Consider the following 20148-nt stretch of genomic DNA (forward strand, 5'->3'; position numbering starts at 1 on the left):
GGAAGCATTGGCGGGGAACGCAAAGCTTCATGAACAGATGCATAGTGGTACCCCTCTTGTCTTGAGTCAAAGGCGAACCCACCTAGTTGGGCAATACACCTGAAGGCACTATTTTTGGCATCGAGCCCTTGTGTTGCAAATACGCAACACTATCTGGGCGGGGCAACCTTTGGAGGGGTTAGACGACATGAATCTCGAAAAGTTCACTGATCGGGCCAAGGGCTTTCTGCAAAGCGCGCAGACGGTCGCGATCCGGATGAACCACCAGCGAATCACGCCGCTGCACCTGCTCAAGGCGCTGCTCGAAGACAGCGAAGGTATGGCTGCCGGGCTGATCCAGCGCGCTGGCGGAACCCCTGCGCTGGCGGTGTCGGCGGTGGATGCTGGGCTTGCCAAAGTGCCGGCGGTGACCGGAAGCGGCGCGCAGGCGACCCCCGGTCTCGATAATGATGCGGTGCGCGTGCTCGATTCCGCCGAGCAGATCGCCGAGAAAGCGGGCGATGCCTATGTCACGGTCGAACGCCTGTTGACCGCGCTCGCGCTGTCGCCGACCCCGGCGGGTGAGGCGCTGAAGGGCGCGGGCATCACGGCGCAAGGCCTCAACACCGCCATCGAACAACTGCGCGGAGGCAAGCGCGCCGATAGCGCCAGCGCCGAGAACACCTATGATGCGATGGAGAAATTCGCCCGCGACCTCACCAAGGCCGCGCGTGACGGCAAGCTCGATCCGGTGATCGGCCGCGACGAGGAAATCCGCCGCACCATCCAGATCCTTGCCCGCCGCACCAAGAACAACCCTGCCCTGATCGGCGAGCCCGGCACCGGCAAGACCGCGATTGCCGAAGGCCTCGCGCTGCGCATCGCCAATGGCGACGTGCCCGACAGCCTCAAGGGGCGCACGCTTATGTCGCTCGACATGGGCGCGTTGATCGCCGGCGCAAAGTATCGCGGCGAATTCGAGGAACGGCTCAAGTCCGTGCTCGACGAGGTCAAGCACGCCGAAGGCCAGATCATTCTGTTCATCGACGAGATGCACACCCTGATCGGGGCGGGCGCGAGCGAAGGGTCGATGGATGCCTCGAACCTCTTGAAGCCGGCCCTTTCGCGCGGCGAACTGCACTGCATCGGCGCGACCACGCTCGATGAATACCAGAAGTATGTCGAGAAGGACCCGGCGCTCCAGCGGCGCTTCCAGCCGGTGTTCATCGCCGAGCCGACGGTCGAGGATACAATCTCGATCCTGCGCGGGATCAAGGACAAGTACGAGCTGCACCACGGCGTGCGGATCACGGACGGCGCGATTGTCGCTGCGGCCAAGCTGTCTGATCGCTACATCCAGAACCGCTTCCTGCCCGACAAGGCGATCGACCTGATGGACGAGGCGGCGAGCCGCATTCGCATGGAGGTGGAGAGCAAGCCCGAGGAAATCGAGGCGCTCGACCGGCGGATCATCCAGCTCAAGATCGAAGAGCAGGCACTCCAGAAGGAAAGCGACGCAGCTTCCAAGGACCGGCTCGTCGCGCTGCGCGAAGAGCTGGCCAACCTTGAACAGCAGAGCGCCGAGCTCACCACCCGCTGGCAAAACGAGCGCGACAAGATCGCTGCGGAGGGCCGCATCAAGGAAGCCCTCGATGCCGCGCGGCTTGAACTCGAGCAGGCGCAGCGCGAGGGCGATCTCGCCAAGGCGGGCGAGCTGTCCTACGGGCGCATCCCCGAGCTGGAGAAGCAGCTTGCCGAGGCAGTGGGTCAGGTCGCCAACGCTATGCTGCGCGAGGAAGTGACCGAGGAAGACATCGCCAGCGTCGTCAGCCGCTGGACAGGTGTTCCGGTCGACAAGATGATGGCAGGCGAACGCGAGAAGTTGCTCCAGATGGAGCAAATTCTCGGCAAGCGGGTGATCGGTCAGAGCCAGGCAATCGAAGCTGTGTCCAAGGCCGTCCGCCGCGCGCGCGCAGGGCTTCAGGACCCGGGCCGTCCGCTTGGCTCGTTCCTGTTCCTCGGCCCCACGGGCGTCGGCAAAACCGAGCTCACCAAAGCCCTCGCGGGTTTCCTGTTCGATGATGACAGCGCGATGGTCCGGATCGACATGAGCGAGTTCATGGAAAAGCACGCCGTCGCCCGCTTGATCGGTGCGCCTCCGGGCTATGTCGGCTATGAAGAGGGTGGGGTGCTGACCGAAGCGGTGCGGCGCCGGCCCTATCAGGTCGTACTGTTCGACGAGGTCGAGAAGGCGCACTCGGATGTCTTTAACGTGCTGCTTCAGGTACTCGACGACGGACGCCTGACCGACGGACAGGGCCGCGTGGTCGACTTTGCCAACACGCTGATCATTCTGACCTCGAACCTCGGGAGCCAGTATCTCGCCAACCTGCCCGACGGCGCGGACGTAGCGAGCGTGGAGAAGGACGTGATGGACGTTGTGCGCGGGCATTTCCGCCCCGAATTCCTCAACCGTCTGGACGAGATCATCCTGTTCCACCGCTTGGGTCAGGAACACATGGCACCGATCGTCGAAATTCAGGTGGGCCGGGTGCAAAAGCTGCTGGCAGAGCGCAAGATATCCATCGATCTGACCGATGCGGCGCTGCGCTGGCTCGGGCGCGTCGGCTATGATCCGGTCTACGGCGCGCGGCCGCTCAAGCGCGCGGTGCAGCGCTATCTTCAGGATCCGCTCGCCGAGATGCTGCTCGAGGGTAAATTGCCTGACGGCAGCACGCTGGTGATCGACGAAGGTGACGGCCAGCTGTCGATGGCGATTCGCTGATTGCTGCCCGCAGAGGGCGCGCAAGAATGTAACGTAGTATCGTTCGATCCAATAAGCAGGGCGGATTGTTGCGTGCAGTCCGCCCTTTCTTTTAACGATCGCAAAGTCACATTCTAACATTATTGCGGCAATTTCCGGCCGATGCGCCTGAATGTGGGATTAACGCAACACCCCCCCGGAAAAGTGTGGTGGTGCCCTGCGCCGCTTTGACATCAAACCTACGCTATTGCACAAATCAGGCCTTCGGGGACTGATTTGGACAACCATATGAGTGCGCGCCTGTCACATGGGGCAATTATGTGACGGGAGCGAGTGGTTGTTTTTAAGTCTCCGGTTCGGGCAACTGGAGTGATCATGAAGAAATTTCAGAGCAATTCGATCAAGGCGCTGGCCTTTTCCGCTTCCGCGCTGGCGTTCGTCGTCGCGGCTCCTGCTTTCGCGCAGGACGCTGATGCTGAGCCGCAAGCAGAAGAAGAGGAGCAGGTAGACGTCAAAACCGACGCTGAAGGCCGTAGCTCACAAGGTGGCAACATCACCGTCACCGGTTCGCGTATCGTGCGCGACACTTATAGTTCGATCTCGCCGCTCCAGATTATCACGACCGAGAACCAGCAGTCTGTAGGCGCTTTTGATCCGGCGCAGATCCTTCAGCGCTCGCAGGCGGCAGCGGGGGTGCAGATCGATGCGACCTTCCAGGGCTTCGTTCTTAACAATGGCCCGGGTTCGCAGACCATCAACCTTCGCGGCGTGGGCGCTAACCGTACGCTCGTGCTTGCTAACGGACGGCGTCTCGCTCCTGCCGGTGTGGAAGGTGCGCCGACCAGTGTTTCGGTCAACCTCATTCCGGCCTCGCTTGTCGACCGTTATGACATCCTGACCGACGGTGCTTCGTCGGTTTACGGTTCGGACGCCGTCGCAGGCGTGATCAACGTGATCCTCCGCAAGGATTTCGATGGACTTGAGCTTCAGGCCAGCGGCGACATCAATCCCGGCGGTGAAGGTGAAGACTACACGCTCAGCGGTGCATGGGGCTTCAACACCGATCGTGCCGTGTTCGGCGTCGGTGTGGAATACCGCGTGCGTGAAGAGGTCAAGCTGCGTGACCGTGACTTCCTGCGCGGTTGCGCCACCAACTACGAGGAAGACCGTGACGGCAATATCTACCGCCTCGGTATCTCGGACAACCAGCTGATCCGTTCGCGCACCAACGGTCTTGTCGGTGCATCGGAAAGCGAATGTATCGTTTCGGGTATTTCGGGCCGTATCTTTGTGCCCCAGACCCGCATGGGTTCGGTCTATTTTCCGGCAAACGGCAATATCGCCAACTTCCCAGTTGATCCGGTTACCGGTCGTCCGTTCAACTTCGGCGATAACATTACGTTCCAAGGGGTTGATCTTGACGTCAACGGCGATGGGGTCAACGATGTCGACTTCCAGAACGTCAACATCAACGGCGGCCCAGAAGAACTGAACCGCACCTTCATTTCCGGTGAAGATCTCATCAACGTCTTCACCTACGGGGAATACACCTTCCCGGGCGAAGCCAACATTACGCCGTTCTTCGAAGCGCAGTACACGCGTTCGGAAATCAGCAACACCGGCGCGGGCAACCCGCAGTTGTTCCCGTTTGTTCCGGCGGCCAACCCATTCAGCCCCTGCAACTTCGTCGACAACCCTGCTGGTGTTGACTGTATTGCGGTGGACCGTGCGCGTAACGGCGGCACCGCAACGCCGCTTGGCACCCGTCCGTCGATCCAGCCGATCGTTGCAATCCGTGGCGACCGTAACAACTTCCAGGTGGTGCAGGAACAGTACCGCGGCGTGCTCGGCGTGCGCGGTGACCTGCCCTTTATCGGTTCTTCGTGGACCTTCGAAGTGGCAGGGAGCTACTCGCGTTCGGAAGGCAAGTCGTCCCGTCTCGGGATCCGTGAAGACCGACTGGCACTTGCTCTCGGTATCGACCCGACCGGTGACTTCAACGGTGACGGTCGCTTTGACAACGACGGCGATGGCATTGCCGACGATTACAACAACGGTCTCGAAATCCGCATCGGCAACCCGCTTTACATCGGTCCGTGCAACACCGCCGGCCTGCGTAACCCGGGTCTTGCCGCTCCGGACCTGACGCAGGGCTGTGTGCCGGTCAATCTTTTCGCGCCAAGTGTGCTGACGGGTGCGGTGGGCGATTTCGCCACCCAGGCTGAACGCGACTATTTGTTCGACAGCCGCGACTTCAACACCATCTACGAACAGAAGCTGCTCTCGGCCTATGTGACCGGCGATCTGTTCGACCTGCCGGGCGGTCCGGTTGGCGTCGTGCTTGGCGGTGAATGGCGCGAAGACAAGATTGACTCGCAGCCCAGCTTCGTGGCTTCGAACGGTCTGCTGTGGGGCTTCTTCGCCGACGGCGGTGCCAACGGCTCGAAGTGGATCCGCGAACTGTTCGGGGAACTCGATCTTCCGCTCATGGCGGGGGAAACGATGGTCGAAGAACTGACCGTCAACGTTTCGGGTCGTCTGACCGACGAGGAGTTCTACGGCACCAACGGCACCTTCGCCCTGAAGGGCGGCTGGCGTCCGGTGGCTCCGCTGCTACTCAAGTTCAGCTACGGCACTTCCTTCCGTGCGCCGAACCTGCGCGAGAACTTCCTGCGCGGCCAGTCGGGCTTCACCAACATCACTGATCCTTGCGCGGTACCGGCAGCTGCTTTTATTGCTGGTGCCTACAATCCCGCGCTTGATACGCGTGAGCCCTTCATCCTGGCGAACTGCCGCCGCGAAGGCCGCGATCCGACCCGCGTCGGTATCGATTCGCTCGGTCTGAGCACCCAGGCGATCACAAACGTCGAATTGACGACGGGCGGTTCGCTTGACATCGAAGCGGAAACCTCGCGCTCGATCACGACCGGCTTCGCGTTTGAGGAAGACTGGGCGAGCACCTTCAGCTTTGCCTTCAACTTCAATTACTACGACATCAAGATCAAAGGCGCGATCATCGAGCCGACGGCAGGGTTCATCGCGAATGACTGCTTCCTGCGCGATGACCCTGCACGAAGCGAGTTCTGTGATCGTCTGACCTACAACCAGACGGAACGCCAGTTGATTCGTGCCGTGCAGGCCGGCTTCCTTAACCGTGACGTAGAAGCGGTGCGGGGGATCGATATCAACACGACCTTCGGTTACGATTTGTCGATCGGTCAGGAAACGATTGAGCTTTCCCTCAATTTCATTGCCAATAAGCTGCTTGAGCGTTCGAACATCCAGCGTACCGGTGTTGATACCTTCGTCCAGACCGAGTTCGTTGATCGCTTCGGTTTCCCCGAGTGGACCGGCCGCGGGACCTTTGGGGCGCGTTGGGAAGACTTCCTGTTCACCTACCAGGTGCGCTACATCGGCGAGATCAACAACACCATCAACGGCGTTACCTATCGTGACCGTACGCCCTTCGGAGATGCGTTCTCGCGCGGCGAAGTTGGCGGTCCGGCTGCCTTCTCGCCGACCTGTCTCGGTCGGGGTTCGGCAAACGGTGTTGTTGCTGGCAACGGCGTGTTCTGTCGCCCGGTCGGCACCGCGGATGAATACTTCGAGCACACCGCGTCGCTCCGTTGGGACAATGGGGACTTCCGGATCATCGCCGGTGTCCGCAATATCTTCGATACCGCTCCGCCGCGGGTTTCGCCGCGCGTAGGTGGCTTCACTCAGATCACCAACACACCGCTCGGTACCGGTTATGACCTTGAAGGCCGTGAATTCTTCGCACAGCTGCTTTACCGCTTCTGATCGACGAATGATCTGAATACCTGAGACAATGCGGCCTCCCGGCAATTGCCGAGAGGCCGCATTTTTCGTTTAATGCCATGATGCGTTCAGGTCCCCCCAACTTGAATGCGTCGATCTTATTCAATCCAGCGTTGCAGGAAGAGTGCGACACATGAAACTTATCAAAGCTCCCCTCATGGCCGCCATGGTCGGTGTTTCGGTTCTCGGCCTCACGCTCGCCGGCCCATCGCCCACGCAGGCGCAAGGCAGCGTTCCCATCGAAGTGTGGGCGCTCCGTGATGTCGTAAACGCAGTGCAGATCTCGCCTGACGGCAAGCATATGCTGGTGCACAAGGTTGAAAGCCGCGAAGGCGAATATATCCTCGAGATCTATAGCACCGAGGACTTGTCAAAGCCGGTGCGCCGCCTGAACGCCGACCCGATGGAGATCATCGCTGCGCAGTGGGTCAGCAACGATGTGATCTTCGGCACCGCCTGGCAGGTTAACCGCAAAACCGTGAAGGGCCCGGAAGAAGACGTCCGCGATTACAAGACCTATGCGTACAGCCTCTCGGACAACAAGTTCACCAGCGTCGACGGCAATTTCGGCATCGTCAACCTGCTGCCTAATGATCCCGACAACGTGCTGGTCAGCACCGGCACCACGGTGGGTGACGGGACAGGGGTTGATCCCTTCGCGGCCTTCCGCCCGCGCTCCTACTACAAGTTCAACCTCAAGACCGGCGCGCGTTCACTGGTGCTGCGTGGTGGCGGCAAGTTCCCGGTGGTCGACCGCTGGGATAACGAAGGCAACCCGCGCTTCACACAGGTGCAGGATACGGCCGCCGGCACGGTTTCGTCCTATTACCGTCTTCCTGGTGATGGAGAGTGGAAGAAGTTTCAGGAGTTCGACCTCAACGATCCCAAGAACCTCTATCGCATTCTCGGCGGTTTCCACGGGATCGTCGGCTTTGATCCAAAAAACCCGAACATCGGCTACCTGATCGAAAACCCCGAGGGCGAGGACAAGGCCGGGCTCTATGAGTTTGATTTTACCACCGGCAAGATCGGCAAGAAGCTGTTTCAGGCCCAGGATTCGGACGTTATGGGCATCCAGCTCCACTCGATCCCGGGGAACGACAAGCTCGTGGCAGCCCGATATTCGGGCCGCATTATGGAGCGGCACTGGTTCGACGAGGAGGAAAAGGCGCTTCACGAGGCGCTCGAGAAGCAGATTCCCTATGCCTACCAGGTGAGCATTTCCAGCCGCTCGCTGGACGGCAAATCGATGATCGTCACCAACCGCGGCCCGCGCGATCCGGGCTCGTTCTGGCTGGTGAAGAACGGCAAGCTGGCCAAGCTCGGCAGCCGCAACCCGCTGCTCAACCCCGAGCAATTGTCGGATGTCGAGTACATCCGCTACAAGGCACGCGATGGCCGTATCATTCCGGCCTACGTGACCAAGCCCAAGGGCAAGGGGCCGTTTCCGCTGATTGTGCTCCCCCACGGCGGCCCGCAGGTGAACGAGATCATCACCTATGATGAATGGGGCCAGCTGCTTGCCAATGCGGGCTACATGGTGCTCCAGCCGCAATACCGCATGTCGGTGGGCTGGGGTCAGGATCACTTCGATGCAGCCTATGGTGAGCACGGCGGCAAGATGCAGGACGACAAGGATGATGGGGCGCTCTACCTCGTCGAACAGGGCCTGGTCGATCGCAATCGCATGGCAATGTTCGGTTGGTCCTATGGCGGTTATGCCGCGCTGGTTGCCGCGAGCCGCGATCCCAACATCTACCAGTGTGTGATTGCGGGTGCAGCCGTGGCTGATGCTGAAAAGCAGTATCTCGGCCGCCGGAATCCCGACCTGAAGGCGCTCGACGAATGGTCAAAGCGGCGCGGGACGATCGGGATCAATCCGATCAACGAGGTCGACAAGGTCAACATTCCCGTGCTGATGGTACACGGCGAAGACGATCGCCGGGTCATGTATTACCACATGAAGGATTATCAGAAGAAGTTCGAGGCTGCCGGCAAGGTTGGCGAGTTCGTCACGCTGGAAAACGCCGACCACTTCTACAACACGCTGATGTATACCCACCAGCAGCAGTTCTACACCAAGATGCTCGACTATCTGGCGAATGACTGCGGGCCGGGCGGGCTGTAAATTACCGGCATTGCCCAAAGGACAAGGAGCCCGGTCAGCGATGACCGGGCTCCTTAGTTTTCGGGCAAACCCAAGCCTTACTGTACGCGCCGCCCCTTGACCCCGATCTGGCCATTGATGCGGATGAAGAAATAGCCGAGCGAAGCCTTCTTGAAGACCACCTTGTCGCCTGGGCTTATCGGGGCGAGCTTGCGCGGCGGATTGTTGATTTCCCACACTGCGCCTTCAGCTGTGGTGAAGCGCCAGCTTGATGGCCCGGTCTGGCGGCCTGAGGCGATTGTGGTCTCGAACAGATCCGAAAGTTCCTCATCATCCTTGCCGTCGCCTTTCAGGATGGCGATATCGGGCATGCTGATTCCGAACAGCTGGCGACGGGTACGACGAACCTCGTCCCGGCTGACGACTTTGACGTCGCCCTCATCACTTGCTGTGACAATCGCGCCGACTTTCGCGTCGTAGCACGCAAGTCGCGCCGCCTCGTCGGCGATACTCCGACAGGCCTTGAGCTCCGCGAGGTAATCGACCTCTTGCGCCAAGGCGGGGAGGGAGGTGGCGAGGCATGCAATGCCGGCGGCACCCACCAAAACGCGCGTCCAATTGCAGGTTGTCGGCCTCAATCTCGTCATATTGTCCACTCCTATGTCGCGTGCTGCCATATGACGGATTTGCGCGCGGGCGTTGCGTCCTTGCGCAGCATTATTGCCAAACTGAAGTGAGATAAAGACGCTCTGAAACTCGGGTGTCGCCAGAATGCAACACTCCCTTTTTATCTCGAAACGCGGGGCACGCCTGCGATTGCGGGATATGCGTCGAATAACCTAGAGCCCCCAAATCCGGGCATCCGCCCGTGACTTTGGATAGCGTGCGCCGCATTTTGGTGTGCGTGCATCAAGGGGACAAAAATGACTCGTTTCAACAAGGGTTCGCTGCTCGCGGGCACGATCATGGCTGGTGCCATGCTCAGTGCACCTGCCTACGCACAAGACGCTGACGTCACTGATTCGGCCGAGCAGGCCGCTGAGTCTACGGCCATTGTCGTGACCGGTTCGCGCATTCAGCGCACCGATCTCAACTCGACCAGCCCGATCGCGGTCGTCTCGCCGGAAGAATTCCGACTGACCGGTGCGGTCAACGTCGAGCAGGTGCTCAACACTCTGCCGCAGGTGCTTCCGGGCGTCACCGGCTTCTCGAACAACCCTGGCAACGGCGCGGTCACGCTGAACCTGCGTAACCTCGGCGCCACCCGCACTCTGGTGCTGGTCAACGGCCGCCGCTGGATGTTCTACGATACCAACCAGATCGTCGACCTCAACACCATCCCGCAGTTCCTGCTGGGCGGCGTTGAAGTCGTGACCGGCGGTGCCTCGGCCGTTTACGGTTCGGACGCGGTTGCCGGCGTCGTCAACTTCAAGCTGCGCGACATCGAAGGTCTCGAGCTCGGCGGCAGCTACTCGCTGACCGGCCGCGGCGATGCGGCCCGTTACCAGTTCAACGCCGCCATCGGTTCGGCGTTTGACGACGGTCGCGGCGCTGTGACCATGTTTGCCAACTACACCCGTCGTAAGCCGGTGTTCCAGGATGCACGCGTCTTCTCGGAACGTGCTGCTGGTGACGGCTGTATCGTCCCGGGCAGCACTGGCCGTGGTGGCATTGGCACTCCGTTCCCGAGCGGCATTGCCGTTGGCACCTGTCTTGCTCGTGGCGGCGAACTCGGCTTCGTGCCGCAGGGTTCGGCAACCACCCCGACCGGCACCTTCGTTGCTGGTCCGGCCGGTGCGCAGCAGACCTACATTGCTAACCCGACTGGTGGCGGTTCGCGTCTGTTCCAGGATCCGGGCGATCTCTACAACTTCGCCCCGGATAACTACCTCCAGCTGCCGCAGGAGCGTTACCTGCTCGGTGCTTACGGGCACTACGAGTTCACCGACGGCATCGAAGCCTATTCGGAACTCTCGTTCGTTCGTAACGACGTTGATCAGGAACTGGCCCCGACTCCGGCCGGCGTCGCCGCGCCGCTGTTCATCAACAGCCCGTTCTTCAACCAGCAGACCCGCGATCTGATCAACCAGAACCCGGTTGCGACTGCGACTGGTGCCGATTACCGCACCACCCAGGTCAACTTCCGCTTCAACGACCTCGGCAGCCGCAACTCGTCGTTCGCTCGTGAGGCGTTCCGCGTGCTTGGCGGTGTTCGCGGCGGGATCACCGACAACATCAGCTTCGATGCGTTCTACTCGTACTCGCGTACGACGAACACCAACATCCAGAAGGGCAACATCTCGCGCAGCCGTTTCATCAACGCGCTGACGACCGAGTTCGTACCGGGCAGCACCACCGAAACGCGTTGTCGTGACGCATCGGCTCGTGCTGCAGGTTGTGTGCCGCTGAACGTCTTCGGGACCGGCCTCGCCAGCCAGGCGGCGCTGAACTACCTGTCGATCAACGCGACCAACATCACCGAATCCGAACTGACCAACGCCGTCGCTTCGATCAACGGCACTCTGTTCAACCTCGGCTTCGGTGCGGACGACATCGGTTTCGCGACCGGTGTTGAATACCGCAAGATGAACTCGGCCTTCATCCCTGACACCTTCCTCGCCTCGGGCGACGTGCTCGGCTTCAACGCCGGCCTGCCGACCAGCGGCGGCTACGACGTCAAGGAAGTATTCGGCGAAGTTCGCGTCCCGATCATCGAGGACGGCTTCATCAACGCTCTCGAAGTGAACGGTGCGTTCCGTTTCTCGGACTACTCGCTTGACCGCGTCGGCGGCAACTGGACCTACAACTTCGGTGGCGAACTCTCGCCGTTTGAAGGCATCCGGTTCCGGGGCCAGTATTCGCGCGCTGTTCGTGCGCCGAACGTGCAGGATCTGTTCGGTGGTGCATCGACCGGCTTCCCGGCGGCAACCGATCCGTGCTCGGATCGTGGCCCGGTCGCTGAGCGTACCCAGGCGCTGCGTGACTTCTGTATCGCTTCGGGCGTGCCGGCGGCTGCCGTGTTCACCCGCGGTGTGCAGCCGAACACGCAGATCCAGTCCGACTTCGGTGGTAACCCGGATGTGGGCGAGGAAACTTCGGACACCTACACCTTCGGTGTGGTGCTTCAGCCGAGCTTCGTGCCGCGCCTCAACATCACGGTGGACTACTTCAACATCAAGGTTGAAGACACGATCAACACCCGTCTGGGCGGCCTCGCCAGCGCGCTGTCGCTGTGCTTCAATACCGTGCAGAACCTGAGCGATCCGGCGTGCTCGGCCTTCGTTGGTCGTCGTAACACCGGCACCGGTGCTCTGGGCCTCAACTCGGGCGGTCTGAACCCCGTGCTGGTCCAAGACAACGTCGGTAAGCTGGAAACCGCAGGTATCGACATCCAAGTCGATTACAGCCTCCCGCTGTTCAAGGGCGAACTCGGGTTCTTCTACCTCGGCACCTACCTCGACAAGTATCGCAACACCCCGGTGGCCCTCCTGCCGCTGCGCGAGAACATCGTTGAAGGCACCTACGGTCTGCCCGATTACCGCCACAACGTGCGCGTCACCTACACGCAGGGTCCGGCCCTGTTCTCGGTGCGCTGGCGTTATGAAGGTGCGACGGAAGACTTCCGCGTCCAGAACACCTTCAGCGGCAACACTCGCATCGAAAACAATGCGCTGCCGCTCCGTTCGATCCCTGCCTGGAACTATATCGATCTCGCTGCGAGCTTCGATATCGACGAGCGCATGACGATCAACGCGGGCGTCAACAACCTGTTCGACAAGCAGCCGCCGGTTCTCGGTTCGGCAGCCGAACAGGCCAACACCCTGCCGAGCTTCTTCGACGTGCTTGGCCGCGACTTCTTCGTGGGTGTGAACTTCCGCTTCTGATCCAGATCAGAAACGTAATCAGAAAGGGGCGGCGGATCACACGATCCGCCGCCCTTTTTCTTTGCCCGGATAGAACGGATCAGGCGGTTGGCGTGACGTCGAAGGCGACCGTCATGCGGGTGCCTTCGGAAATCGGGCGCGTGCCGTGGTAGAGCGTGCTGGGAAATAGCACGAGCGTGCCAGCGGCGGGGCGAATGGTGTGCAGGCTGCCGAGCGCTTCGGCCAGTCCCGGCGGGGGATTGCCGAGTTCAAGCCATCCGCGCTGTCCGGGCGCGTCCACTTCGTCCGGAACCAGCCAGTAGCTTGCAGAGGACAACAGTCCGCGCGGGTGGATGTGCGCCGCATGATGCCCTTCGCCGTCGAGCAGGATCGACCAGCTCCCGGCGATCCGCCAGGGATCATTGCGGCGCGCGAGCAGTGGGTGCGTGGGGTCGACTGCTGGCAGGCCCGCGCGATATTCGGCCATCGCCTCATGAAGTGCCGCCTCGAGCCGTGCGAGCTCGGGCTCGGCACGTGCGAACAGTGCGCCCTTGGTCTGGCTACCGCGCTTGACCGATTGTCCGATCGGCATGGCCGAATGGCGATGAAGCTCGAGTAGCAGGGCGGTGATGCTGTCACGTTCGCTTTGATCGAGGGGCAGGGCGATCTGGCGCACCAATCCTGGTTGACCATGCAACCATTCGTGCCGCGCGTTGCCTTCAAGCCGCCAGCACAGATCGATCAGTGCCCAGGCGCCGACATCATCGGGTCGGGCGGCGAGCGCCTGCGCCAGCGTGTCTTCTGCCGCAGCAATTTCGCCAAGTCGCACAAGATTGCGCCCTCGCGCGACCTTCCAGTCCGGGTCGGCGATGCTGGCGAACTGCTGGAATACGCCTTGCGCTGCAACCGCCTCGCCCGCCTCGCCGAGCGATACCGCCTGGGCGAGCGCGAGAGCGGGATCATCCGGCCAGATCGACCGGGCCCGCGCAAGGATCGCGGCGCTTTCGGCGGGACGATCAACGCCGTCGAGCACCGCGCTCCATGCAAGATAGATCTTCGGATCCGCACCGGGCTTCGCGGCTGTGCTTGCGAAGTGATCGGAGAAACTCTCCCTGTCTCCCGATGCCCATCGTAGTTCGGCATGCAAGGTATGGGCTTCGACCCAACCCGGAAGCTGGCTCACCAGCGCTCCGGAATATTCCAGCGCTTCGGCAAGCCGGCCGTGCAGCGCGAGGGCCTGCGCATAATCGAACAAAAGGTTAGGATCGCCGCGGTTGAGATTGAGCGCGGCTTCGATCTGTGCCGGAGCATCGGGTTCGCTGCGTTCGAGCGCCAGCCGTGCCCGACTGCGGGCGGTCTTCGGATTTCCCGGATCGAGCGCCTGTGCCCGGGCAATGCTGGCCGAGGCTTCGCGATGACGACCAGCCTGCCGTTCGGAATCCGCGCGGACCCTCCAGTAGCCCGAATTGTTCGCACCGGCCTGTTCCAGCGGGCCAAGCAACGCGGCGGCCCGCTCCGGTCGGCCAAGGCGACCGAGGGTGATTGCGGCATTGACCCCGGCTTCGACCAGATCGGGTGCCAGTTCGAGTGCGCGTTCGAACAGCGTGAGTGCCTGATCGAGTTCGCCTCTCTTGAAATGGAAATTGCCCGCGCTGTTGGCGAACCGTGCATCATGCGGAAATTCGGCGAGGCCGCGTGCATAGAGCGCGGCCGCGTCGACATTGTTGCCCTGTGCTGCAAGCAGGCTGGCTTGTTGGGCAATGGCCTGTGCGCTGCCTGTCATCGTGCCTCGCGCGGGATCACTTGCTCCGCAGCCATCCGGTCACTGCCATCCGGCCCAGCGGAGCGAAGGGCGGCACATAACTGACCAGATGGGATTGCGGGACGCGGAACAGGTTGAGCGCATTGAAGCGCGGGCGGAAGCCTTCGATCACATCGCCATCCTCGTCGAGGAACAAGAGATAGCCGCCCCAGTCCGGGTGCCAGTCTTCGCGTGCAAGGTTGAGGACATAGGCCACTTCCCAGCCTTCGCCGACGTGGCTGTCATTGTGCCGTCCGAGATAGTGGTTGGGGGCGAACAGAGTGGCTTGGGCGTCGGCCTTGATCAGGCTGTCGATGCCGGTCACCGCGCGGACGAGATTGAGGAAAGCGGGGGCATTCAGATGCTCGATTAGCACCTCATGCGCGCCGCCGGGGTCCCAGCCTTCGCGCATTGCTTCGAGGATCGGGTAATGCGCGAAGCGGAAGCCGTATTCGCCGCTGGCTGAGTGCTGATCGGCATTGCGCGAGGCCTGCGCCATGGCCTGCTGTCCCTGCGGCGTGCGGGTCTGGTCGGCGCGGAAGCTTTCTGGCCGGGCTGAGCCTGCGCCGATGGCCATACCCCAAGGTGTGCCGCGTGCCAGCACCGTCTGCAATTCGCGGGCACTGTCAGGTGTAAGAACATCGCGCAGCTGCACCCGGCCTGTTGCAGCAAAGAGCGCTGCAAGCGCGGGCACATCCAGATCGGTACTGAGTTCGAACAGCGTCTTCATCACCACTCCCCGCGGGGGCCTGCCACTGCACACGCGCCAAGGCAAGCGTCCGTCAAGCCGGGGCACCCATCATTTTGCCCGCTTGATTTGCTCCGCTGCCTTCAATAGGCGGGATGCCAAAGGCGAGTGGCGATACGAAACTTATTTGCCGCGTTCGCGCCTTGTCCGAGCAACGGATTGGAGAGAGACTGATGAGCACTGCCTACATCGTTGAAGCTGTTCGCACGGCCGGTGGCCGCCGCGGTGGGCGCTTGGCGGGGATTCATCCCGTCGACCTGCTGGCGAAGTCGCTCGACGCGATTGTCGAGCGTTCGGGCATAGATCCCAAGGCGATCGACGACGTGGTGACCGGCTGCGTAAGCCAGGCGGGCGAGCAGGCGATGCAGGTCGGGCGCATGGGCGTGCTGGCCTCGAAGCTGCTGCCGCAGTCGACCCCCGCCGTCACCATCGACCGCCAGTGCGGATCCTCGCAGCAGGCAATCCAGTTCGCCGCGCAGGCCGTGCTGAGCGGCACGCAGGACGTGGTGATCGCCAGCGGCGTCGAGAGCATGACCCGCGTGCCGATGGGCTCGAACGTCACGCTTCACATGAAGGAAGGGCTCTACGCCAAGGCCGCCGGGATCGAGGAGAAGTTCCCCGGCATCAATTTCAGCCAGTTCATGGGCGCGGAAATGATCGTGAAGAAGCACGGTTTCACCAAGGACGATCTTGACCGGTTCGCGCTGGCGAGCCACGAAAAGGCGATTGCCGCGACCAAGGCCGGTGCCTTCGATCGCGAGATCGTGGCGGTCGAGATCGAGACGCCGGAAGGCACCCAGATGCACACGGTCGACGAAGGCATCCGCTTCGATGCGACGCTGGAAGGCATTGCCGGCGTGAAGCTGCTCTCGCCCGATGGCGCTATCACGGCCGCTTCGTCGAGCCAGATCTGCGACGGGTCCTCGGCGGTGCTGGTGGTCTCGGAAGCCGCGCTGAGGACCCATGGTCTCACCCCGCTGGCGCGCATCCACAACCTCACGGTGACCGCGGGTGATCCCGTGATCATGCTCGAAGAACCGCTGTTCGCGACTGACCGCGCCTTGCAGCGTGCCGGGTTGACCATCGACGATATCGATCTGTTCGAAGTCAACGAAGCCTTCGCTTCGGTGCCTCTCGCATGGCTCAAGCACACCGGTGCTGATCCGACGAAGCTCAACGTCCATGGCGGCGCGATCGCGCTCGGCCATCCGCTCGGCGCCTCGGGCACCAAGCTGATGGCGACGCTGGTCCACGCGCTCAAGCGCCACGGCAAGAAATACGGCCTCCAGACCATGTGCGAAGGCGGCGGTGTCGCCAACGTGACCATCGTCGAGGCCCTGTAATCACTCCCATCTGAGAGGACTAACCAATGGAAGTTTCAGCCAATACCCCCGCCGTCGTCACCGGCGGTGCCTCTGGCCTCGGCGCGGCGACTGCCCGCGCGCTGGCTGCCAAGGGCGCGAAGGTCGCGATCTTCGACATGAACGCCGAAAAGGGCGAGGCGCTGGCGGCGGAAATCGGCGGCGTGTTCTGCATGGTCAACGTGACCAGCGACGCTGACGTCGACGCCGGTTTCGCCAAGGCCCGCGCCGCCCATGGGCAGGAGCGCATTCTGGTGAACTGCGCCGGGATCGGCAACGCGATCAAGACTGCCAGCCGTTCCAAGGAAGATGGCTCGATCAAGCACTTCCCGATTTCGGCCTTCGACTTCGTCATTCAGGTCAACCTCATCGGCACCTTCCGCTGCATCGCCAAGTCGGCGGCGGGCATGATGACCCTCGATCCGATCGACGAGTTCGGCGAGCGCGGGGCGATCGTCAACACCGCGTCTGTCGCGGGTGAAGACGGCCAGATCGGCCAGGCGGCGTACTCGGCTTCGAAGGCGGGCGTGATCGGCATGACCCTGCCGATCGCACGCGATCTCATGAACGAGGGCATCCGCGTCAACACCATCCTGCCGGGCATTTTCGACACCCCGCTGCTCGCCGCTGCGCCGCAGAACGTGCGCGATGCGCTGGCCGCTTCGGTGCCGTTCCCCAAGCGTCTGGGGATGCCGACCGAATATGCCAAGCTCGCCATGACCATGATCGAGACCGGCTACTTCAACGGCGAGGACGTGCGCCTCGACGGCGCGATCCGCATGGCCCCGCGCTGAGCCAAAACGGCCAATGTTCCACGTGGAACATGGGCCTAGAAGGGGTCTAAGGGGGGTCTAGACGGGGTCTAGATCGACCTGACACGGTCCAAAGGGAGCCCTCGCTTTTGCGGGGGCTTTTTTCTTGCCTCAAGCGCGATGTTAACTCCAAACCGGTATGGACCGCCAGGTTAGCGGAGAATACCGACCATGCTTACAGGCCAGCTTATCGAAAACCGGCATCGCCACCGGGAATTTGGCACGATCAAGCTCAAGGCTGTCGATGAGACATTGGCTGGGCAATTGCCAAAGCTGCGCTTGCCGACGATGGGCGAGGAAGCCCGGGCTGCCTTTCGCGCAGTTCTTGCATACGAAAAGCCATCGGCCAACGGCTCTCTGGTCGATTTTCTGGCCTTGGCTGAAGCGCGCGGCTTTGCTGCGCATCCGTGTGACTGGATTCCGGACTACGACTGGAAATATGCGGGGCGGCACCCCGAGCTCTACCAGCCGTGGGTCGATTGGCTATCCGAGCAGGGCTTCACCAAGTTTCATAGCGGAAACACGATCACTCCCGAAAACTACCGCCGCTTTGCTCCGTCACAGCGCGACGATCCGGTCAAGAAGCTGATCCGCGAGGGTCGGGGTGATGATTTTTCCCAGATCCGGGCGATTGCTGAAGCGAACCCTGTGTCGGTTCGGGTTGAGCTTGCGTCGTCGATCCACGCATGGGGGAGCTTTGATGGCTGCTACCCTTGGCAGGTGCCGTTGCTGGAGTATTTTCTTCGCGATCCATCCGACAAGCCGCGCATGATTGCCAAAACCAAATTGGACAAGATGGGCGAATTCACCACGGTCGAGGCATATGCTCGGGTCATTGCTGGGCACTTGATGGTGACGGCAGATCGGGTCTCGTGGAAGGTGCCGCCGGAAAATCCGATGGGCTTCCTGTTCAGGGAGTTTGCCTGTGTGACGTTCGAAGCGCTCGCCAACGCGCTCGGTCTCACGGGCGCTCAGCTCGCCGAGCGCGCCGATCTGCAAGACTTCGAGACGAGCTCCTTTTCGATGGCTGCGGGCTCTGCCGATCCTGAGGCACGCGCAATTCTCGCGGCACGTGCCCTCGATTTGGGCATGGGCGGGGAGTCTATCCCATTGGTCTGGTTCAAGGGCGTAGAGTCCAGCCTCTGGAGACGGGGATTGGAAGCGATGAAGCTTTCTCCGTACGTCAACAGTGTGCAGGACTACCTCGGATTACAAACCGGAACCATGACGCCTGCCGAATTGTGCGAATGGCGGGAATTCGACTTCATGCGCAAGTCGGTCGTGGCGCAGCTCACCAAAGGAGCGCTTCCGGTCAACATCCAATATGATCCGCTTCGCTATCTTGCGAAGATCGTGAACAAGGAGGCCGCGCAAATCGTGCTCGATGAGGCGCTCTCGTTAGGCATGAAGCCGGATAATCCCCGCCTGACAATGCTGCATTTCAATCTCGCGCTTTAGCACCGAGCCGCCGTGTCCAGTCGAAATAAAGCCCTCGCTTTTGCGGGGGTTTTCTTTTGCTCTGGCCGTGGCATCACTGGTTCCACATCAGGAGAGGCACCCCGCATGACCAACTACACCCAGATCATCGTCACCAAGGCGGATGGCATCGCCACCATCACCTTGAACCGTCCCGACAAGATGAATGCCTACACCCGTACCATGGGCGAGGAGATCATGGCGGCGATGGACGATATCGACGCGGACGATGGCGTGCGCGCGGTGATCTTCACCGGCAGCGGCGAGCGCGCCTTCTGCGCCGGTGCCGACCTTACCCCCGAAGGCGGCGGGCAGGTATTCTCCAGCGGTGACGAGGTTGCCAGCCTGTCCGACAAGCGCGTGCGCGATGGCGGGGGCCTGCTGACCCTGCGCCTGTTCGAAAGCAAGAAGCCGCTGATTTCCGCCTGCAACGGTGTGGCCGTGGGTGTGGGCGCGACGATGCAGCTCGCCATGGACATCCGCCTTGCCAGCACCACCGCGCGTTACGGCTTCGTCTTCGCCCGGCGCGGGATCGTGCCCGAAGCCGCATCGAGCTGGTTCCTGCCGCGCATCGTCGGCATCAGCCAGGCACTTGAATGGTGCTATACCGGCCGCATCTTCGACGCGAACGAAGCCAAGGCCGGCGGGCTGGTGCGATCGGTCCACGCCCCGCAGGATCTGCTCCACGCCGCCAAGACCCTCGCCAGCGAGATTGCCGAGAACACGTCGGCCATCTCGGTTGCGATGACGCGGGCGATGATGTGGCGGCTGGCGAGCGCCGATCATCCTATGGAGGCGCACAAGATCGATAGCCGCGCGATCTACCGCCTCAGCCGAGGGGCCGATGCCAAGGAAGGCATCGCCAGCTTCCTTGAAAAGCGCAAGGCGATGTATCCCGGCAAGGTAAGCGCCGATATGCCCGATTTCTACCCGTGGTGGGACGAACGCCCCTATGAGTGAACCCGAAGGGCAGCTTGCCGGCTTCCTGCCCTATCAGCTTTCGGTCGCATCCAACGCGGTCAGCGGGCTGATCGCCGAACGCTATCGCAAGCGCTTCGGCCTCCGGATCGCCGAATGGCGGATCATGGCGGTGCTGGGCGATACAGGTGAGGCTGGCGGGCCGATGACCCAGCGCGCGCTGACCGCTGCGACAGTGATGGACAAGGTGGCAGTCAACCGCGCGGTCAAGGTGCTGGAGGAACGCGGGCTGGTGGCGCGTGTGCCCAATCCCGAGGATGGGCGCTCGCACGTGCTGGCGCTGACGGGGGAGGGCCGCGCGATCCATGCCGAGGTGATGCCGCTCGCCCGTGCAACCGAGCGCGATCTTCTGGCCGGGCTTGCTCCGGGCGAGGAAGCGCTGCTGCGCCGTCTGCTGGCAGGCCTGCGCGCGCGGGCCGGAGAATTGACGGGCGATTGAA

At 61.9% G+C, this 20148-nt stretch carries 12 protein-coding genes; 9 read left to right on the forward strand and 3 right to left on the reverse strand.

Annotated features, from left to right (window positions below; all coding sequences use genetic code 11):
• Positions 1-187 precede the first annotated feature (187 nt).
• The 3 genes from clpB to BG023_RS05995 all read left to right on the forward strand — a co-directional run bounded on the left by clpB (position 188) and on the right by BG023_RS05995 (position 8690).
• Entirely contained in the window at positions 188-2764 is a 2577-nt protein-coding gene (gene clpB / locus BG023_RS05985; protein ID WP_069309646.1) for an ATP-dependent chaperone ClpB, read from the forward strand.
• Positions 2765-3118: 354 nt separating this feature from the next.
• Positions 3119-6544, forward strand: a complete 3426-nt coding sequence (locus tag BG023_RS05990) for a TonB-dependent receptor domain-containing protein (protein ID WP_069309647.1) — start codon at positions 3119-3121, stop codon at positions 6542-6544.
• A 151-nt stretch (positions 6545-6695) separates the two neighbouring features.
• On the forward strand, positions 6696-8690 hold the full coding sequence (locus BG023_RS05995) for an alpha/beta hydrolase family protein (protein ID WP_069309648.1): 1995 nt from the start codon (positions 6696-6698) through the stop codon (positions 8688-8690).
• A 77-nt stretch (positions 8691-8767) separates the two neighbouring features.
• Here the strand turns inward: BG023_RS05995 and BG023_RS06000 are convergent, their stop codons facing one another.
• Positions 8768-9271 carry a hypothetical protein gene (locus BG023_RS06000; protein WP_233993088.1) on the reverse strand — a complete coding sequence of 168 codons (504 nt, stop codon included), beginning with the start codon at positions 9269-9271 and terminating at the stop codon, positions 8768-8770.
• Between the two features lie 321 nt (positions 9272-9592).
• On the opposite strand from BG023_RS06000, the gene BG023_RS06005 reads away from it, so the two are divergent.
• On the forward strand, positions 9593-12553 hold the full coding sequence (locus BG023_RS06005; RefSeq protein WP_069309650.1) for a TonB-dependent receptor domain-containing protein: 2961 nt from the start codon (positions 9593-9595) through the stop codon (positions 12551-12553).
• 79 nt (positions 12554-12632) lie between these two features.
• On the opposite strand, the gene BG023_RS06010 is transcribed toward BG023_RS06005, so the two are convergent.
• Positions 12633-14315 carry a tetratricopeptide repeat protein gene (locus tag BG023_RS06010; protein WP_069309651.1) on the reverse strand — a complete coding sequence of 561 codons (1683 nt, stop codon included), beginning with the start codon at positions 14313-14315 and terminating at the stop codon, positions 12633-12635.
• Positions 14316-14331: 16 nt separating this feature from the next.
• A complete protein-coding gene (locus BG023_RS06015) occupies positions 14332-15063 on the reverse strand; it encodes a 2OG-Fe(II) oxygenase (RefSeq protein ID WP_069311167.1) in 732 nt (243 codons plus the stop codon).
• A 191-nt stretch (positions 15064-15254) separates the two neighbouring features.
• Between BG023_RS06015 and BG023_RS06020 the strand changes: the two genes are divergently transcribed.
• The 5 genes from BG023_RS06020 to BG023_RS06040 all read left to right on the forward strand — a co-directional run bounded on the left by BG023_RS06020 (position 15255) and on the right by BG023_RS06040 (position 20147).
• Positions 15255-16424 (forward strand): acetyl-CoA C-acetyltransferase, encoded by a 1170-nt coding sequence (locus tag BG023_RS06020; RefSeq protein ID WP_069309652.1) that lies wholly within the window; start codon positions 15255-15257, stop codon positions 16422-16424.
• A 26-nt stretch (positions 16425-16450) separates the two neighbouring features.
• The gene (locus BG023_RS06025) at positions 16451-17236 is read left to right on the forward strand and encodes an SDR family NAD(P)-dependent oxidoreductase (protein WP_069309653.1); all 786 of its coding nucleotides are present in this window, start codon (positions 16451-16453) and stop codon (positions 17234-17236) included.
• A gap of 189 nt (positions 17237-17425) precedes the next feature.
• Positions 17426-18712 carry a hypothetical protein gene (locus BG023_RS06030; protein ID WP_069309654.1) on the forward strand — a complete coding sequence of 429 codons (1287 nt, stop codon included), beginning with the start codon at positions 17426-17428 and terminating at the stop codon, positions 18710-18712.
• 105 nt (positions 18713-18817) lie between these two features.
• The gene (locus BG023_RS06035) at positions 18818-19690 is read left to right on the forward strand and encodes a crotonase/enoyl-CoA hydratase family protein (RefSeq protein ID WP_069309655.1); all 873 of its coding nucleotides are present in this window, start codon (positions 18818-18820) and stop codon (positions 19688-19690) included.
• Positions 19683-20147, forward strand: coding sequence for a MarR family winged helix-turn-helix transcriptional regulator (locus tag BG023_RS06040; RefSeq protein WP_069309656.1), 465 nt, complete (start codon positions 19683-19685; stop codon positions 20145-20147). The genes BG023_RS06035 and BG023_RS06040 overlap by 8 nt, the downstream gene beginning before the upstream one ends.
• The last annotated feature ends 1 nt before the right edge of the window (position 20148 follow it).

It is taken from the genome of Porphyrobacter sp. LM 6, assembly GCF_001720465.1.
Lineage (GTDB): Bacteria > Pseudomonadota > Alphaproteobacteria > Sphingomonadales > Sphingomonadaceae > Erythrobacter.

What these genes read in the sequence shown, in the direction of transcription:
- BG023_RS06020 (WP_069309652.1), top strand. Translation starts at nt 15,255, where the DNA reads ATGAGCACTGCCTACATCGTTGAAGCTGTTCGCACGGCCGGTGGCCGC.
- BG023_RS05995 (WP_069309648.1), top strand. Translation starts at nt 6,696, where the DNA reads ATGAAACTTATCAAAGCTCCCCTCATGGCCGCCATGGTCGGTGTTTCG.
- BG023_RS06010 (WP_069309651.1), bottom strand. Translation starts at nt 14,315, where the DNA reads ATGACAGGCAGCGCACAGGCCATTGCCCAACAAGCCAGCCTGCTTGCA.
- BG023_RS06015 (WP_069311167.1), bottom strand. Translation starts at nt 15,063, where the DNA reads ATGAAGACGCTGTTCGAACTCAGTACCGATCTGGATGTGCCCGCGCTT.
- clpB (WP_069309646.1), top strand. Translation starts at nt 188, where the DNA reads ATGAATCTCGAAAAGTTCACTGATCGGGCCAAGGGCTTTCTGCAAAGC.
- BG023_RS06030 (WP_069309654.1), top strand. Translation starts at nt 17,426, where the DNA reads ATGCTTACAGGCCAGCTTATCGAAAACCGGCATCGCCACCGGGAATTT.
- BG023_RS06025 (WP_069309653.1), top strand. Translation starts at nt 16,451, where the DNA reads ATGGAAGTTTCAGCCAATACCCCCGCCGTCGTCACCGGCGGTGCCTCT.
- BG023_RS05990 (WP_069309647.1), top strand. Translation starts at nt 3,119, where the DNA reads ATGAAGAAATTTCAGAGCAATTCGATCAAGGCGCTGGCCTTTTCCGCT.
- BG023_RS06035 (WP_069309655.1), top strand. Translation starts at nt 18,818, where the DNA reads ATGACCAACTACACCCAGATCATCGTCACCAAGGCGGATGGCATCGCC.
- BG023_RS06040 (WP_069309656.1), top strand. Translation starts at nt 19,683, where the DNA reads ATGAGTGAACCCGAAGGGCAGCTTGCCGGCTTCCTGCCCTATCAGCTT.
- BG023_RS06005 (WP_069309650.1), top strand. Translation starts at nt 9,593, where the DNA reads ATGACTCGTTTCAACAAGGGTTCGCTGCTCGCGGGCACGATCATGGCT.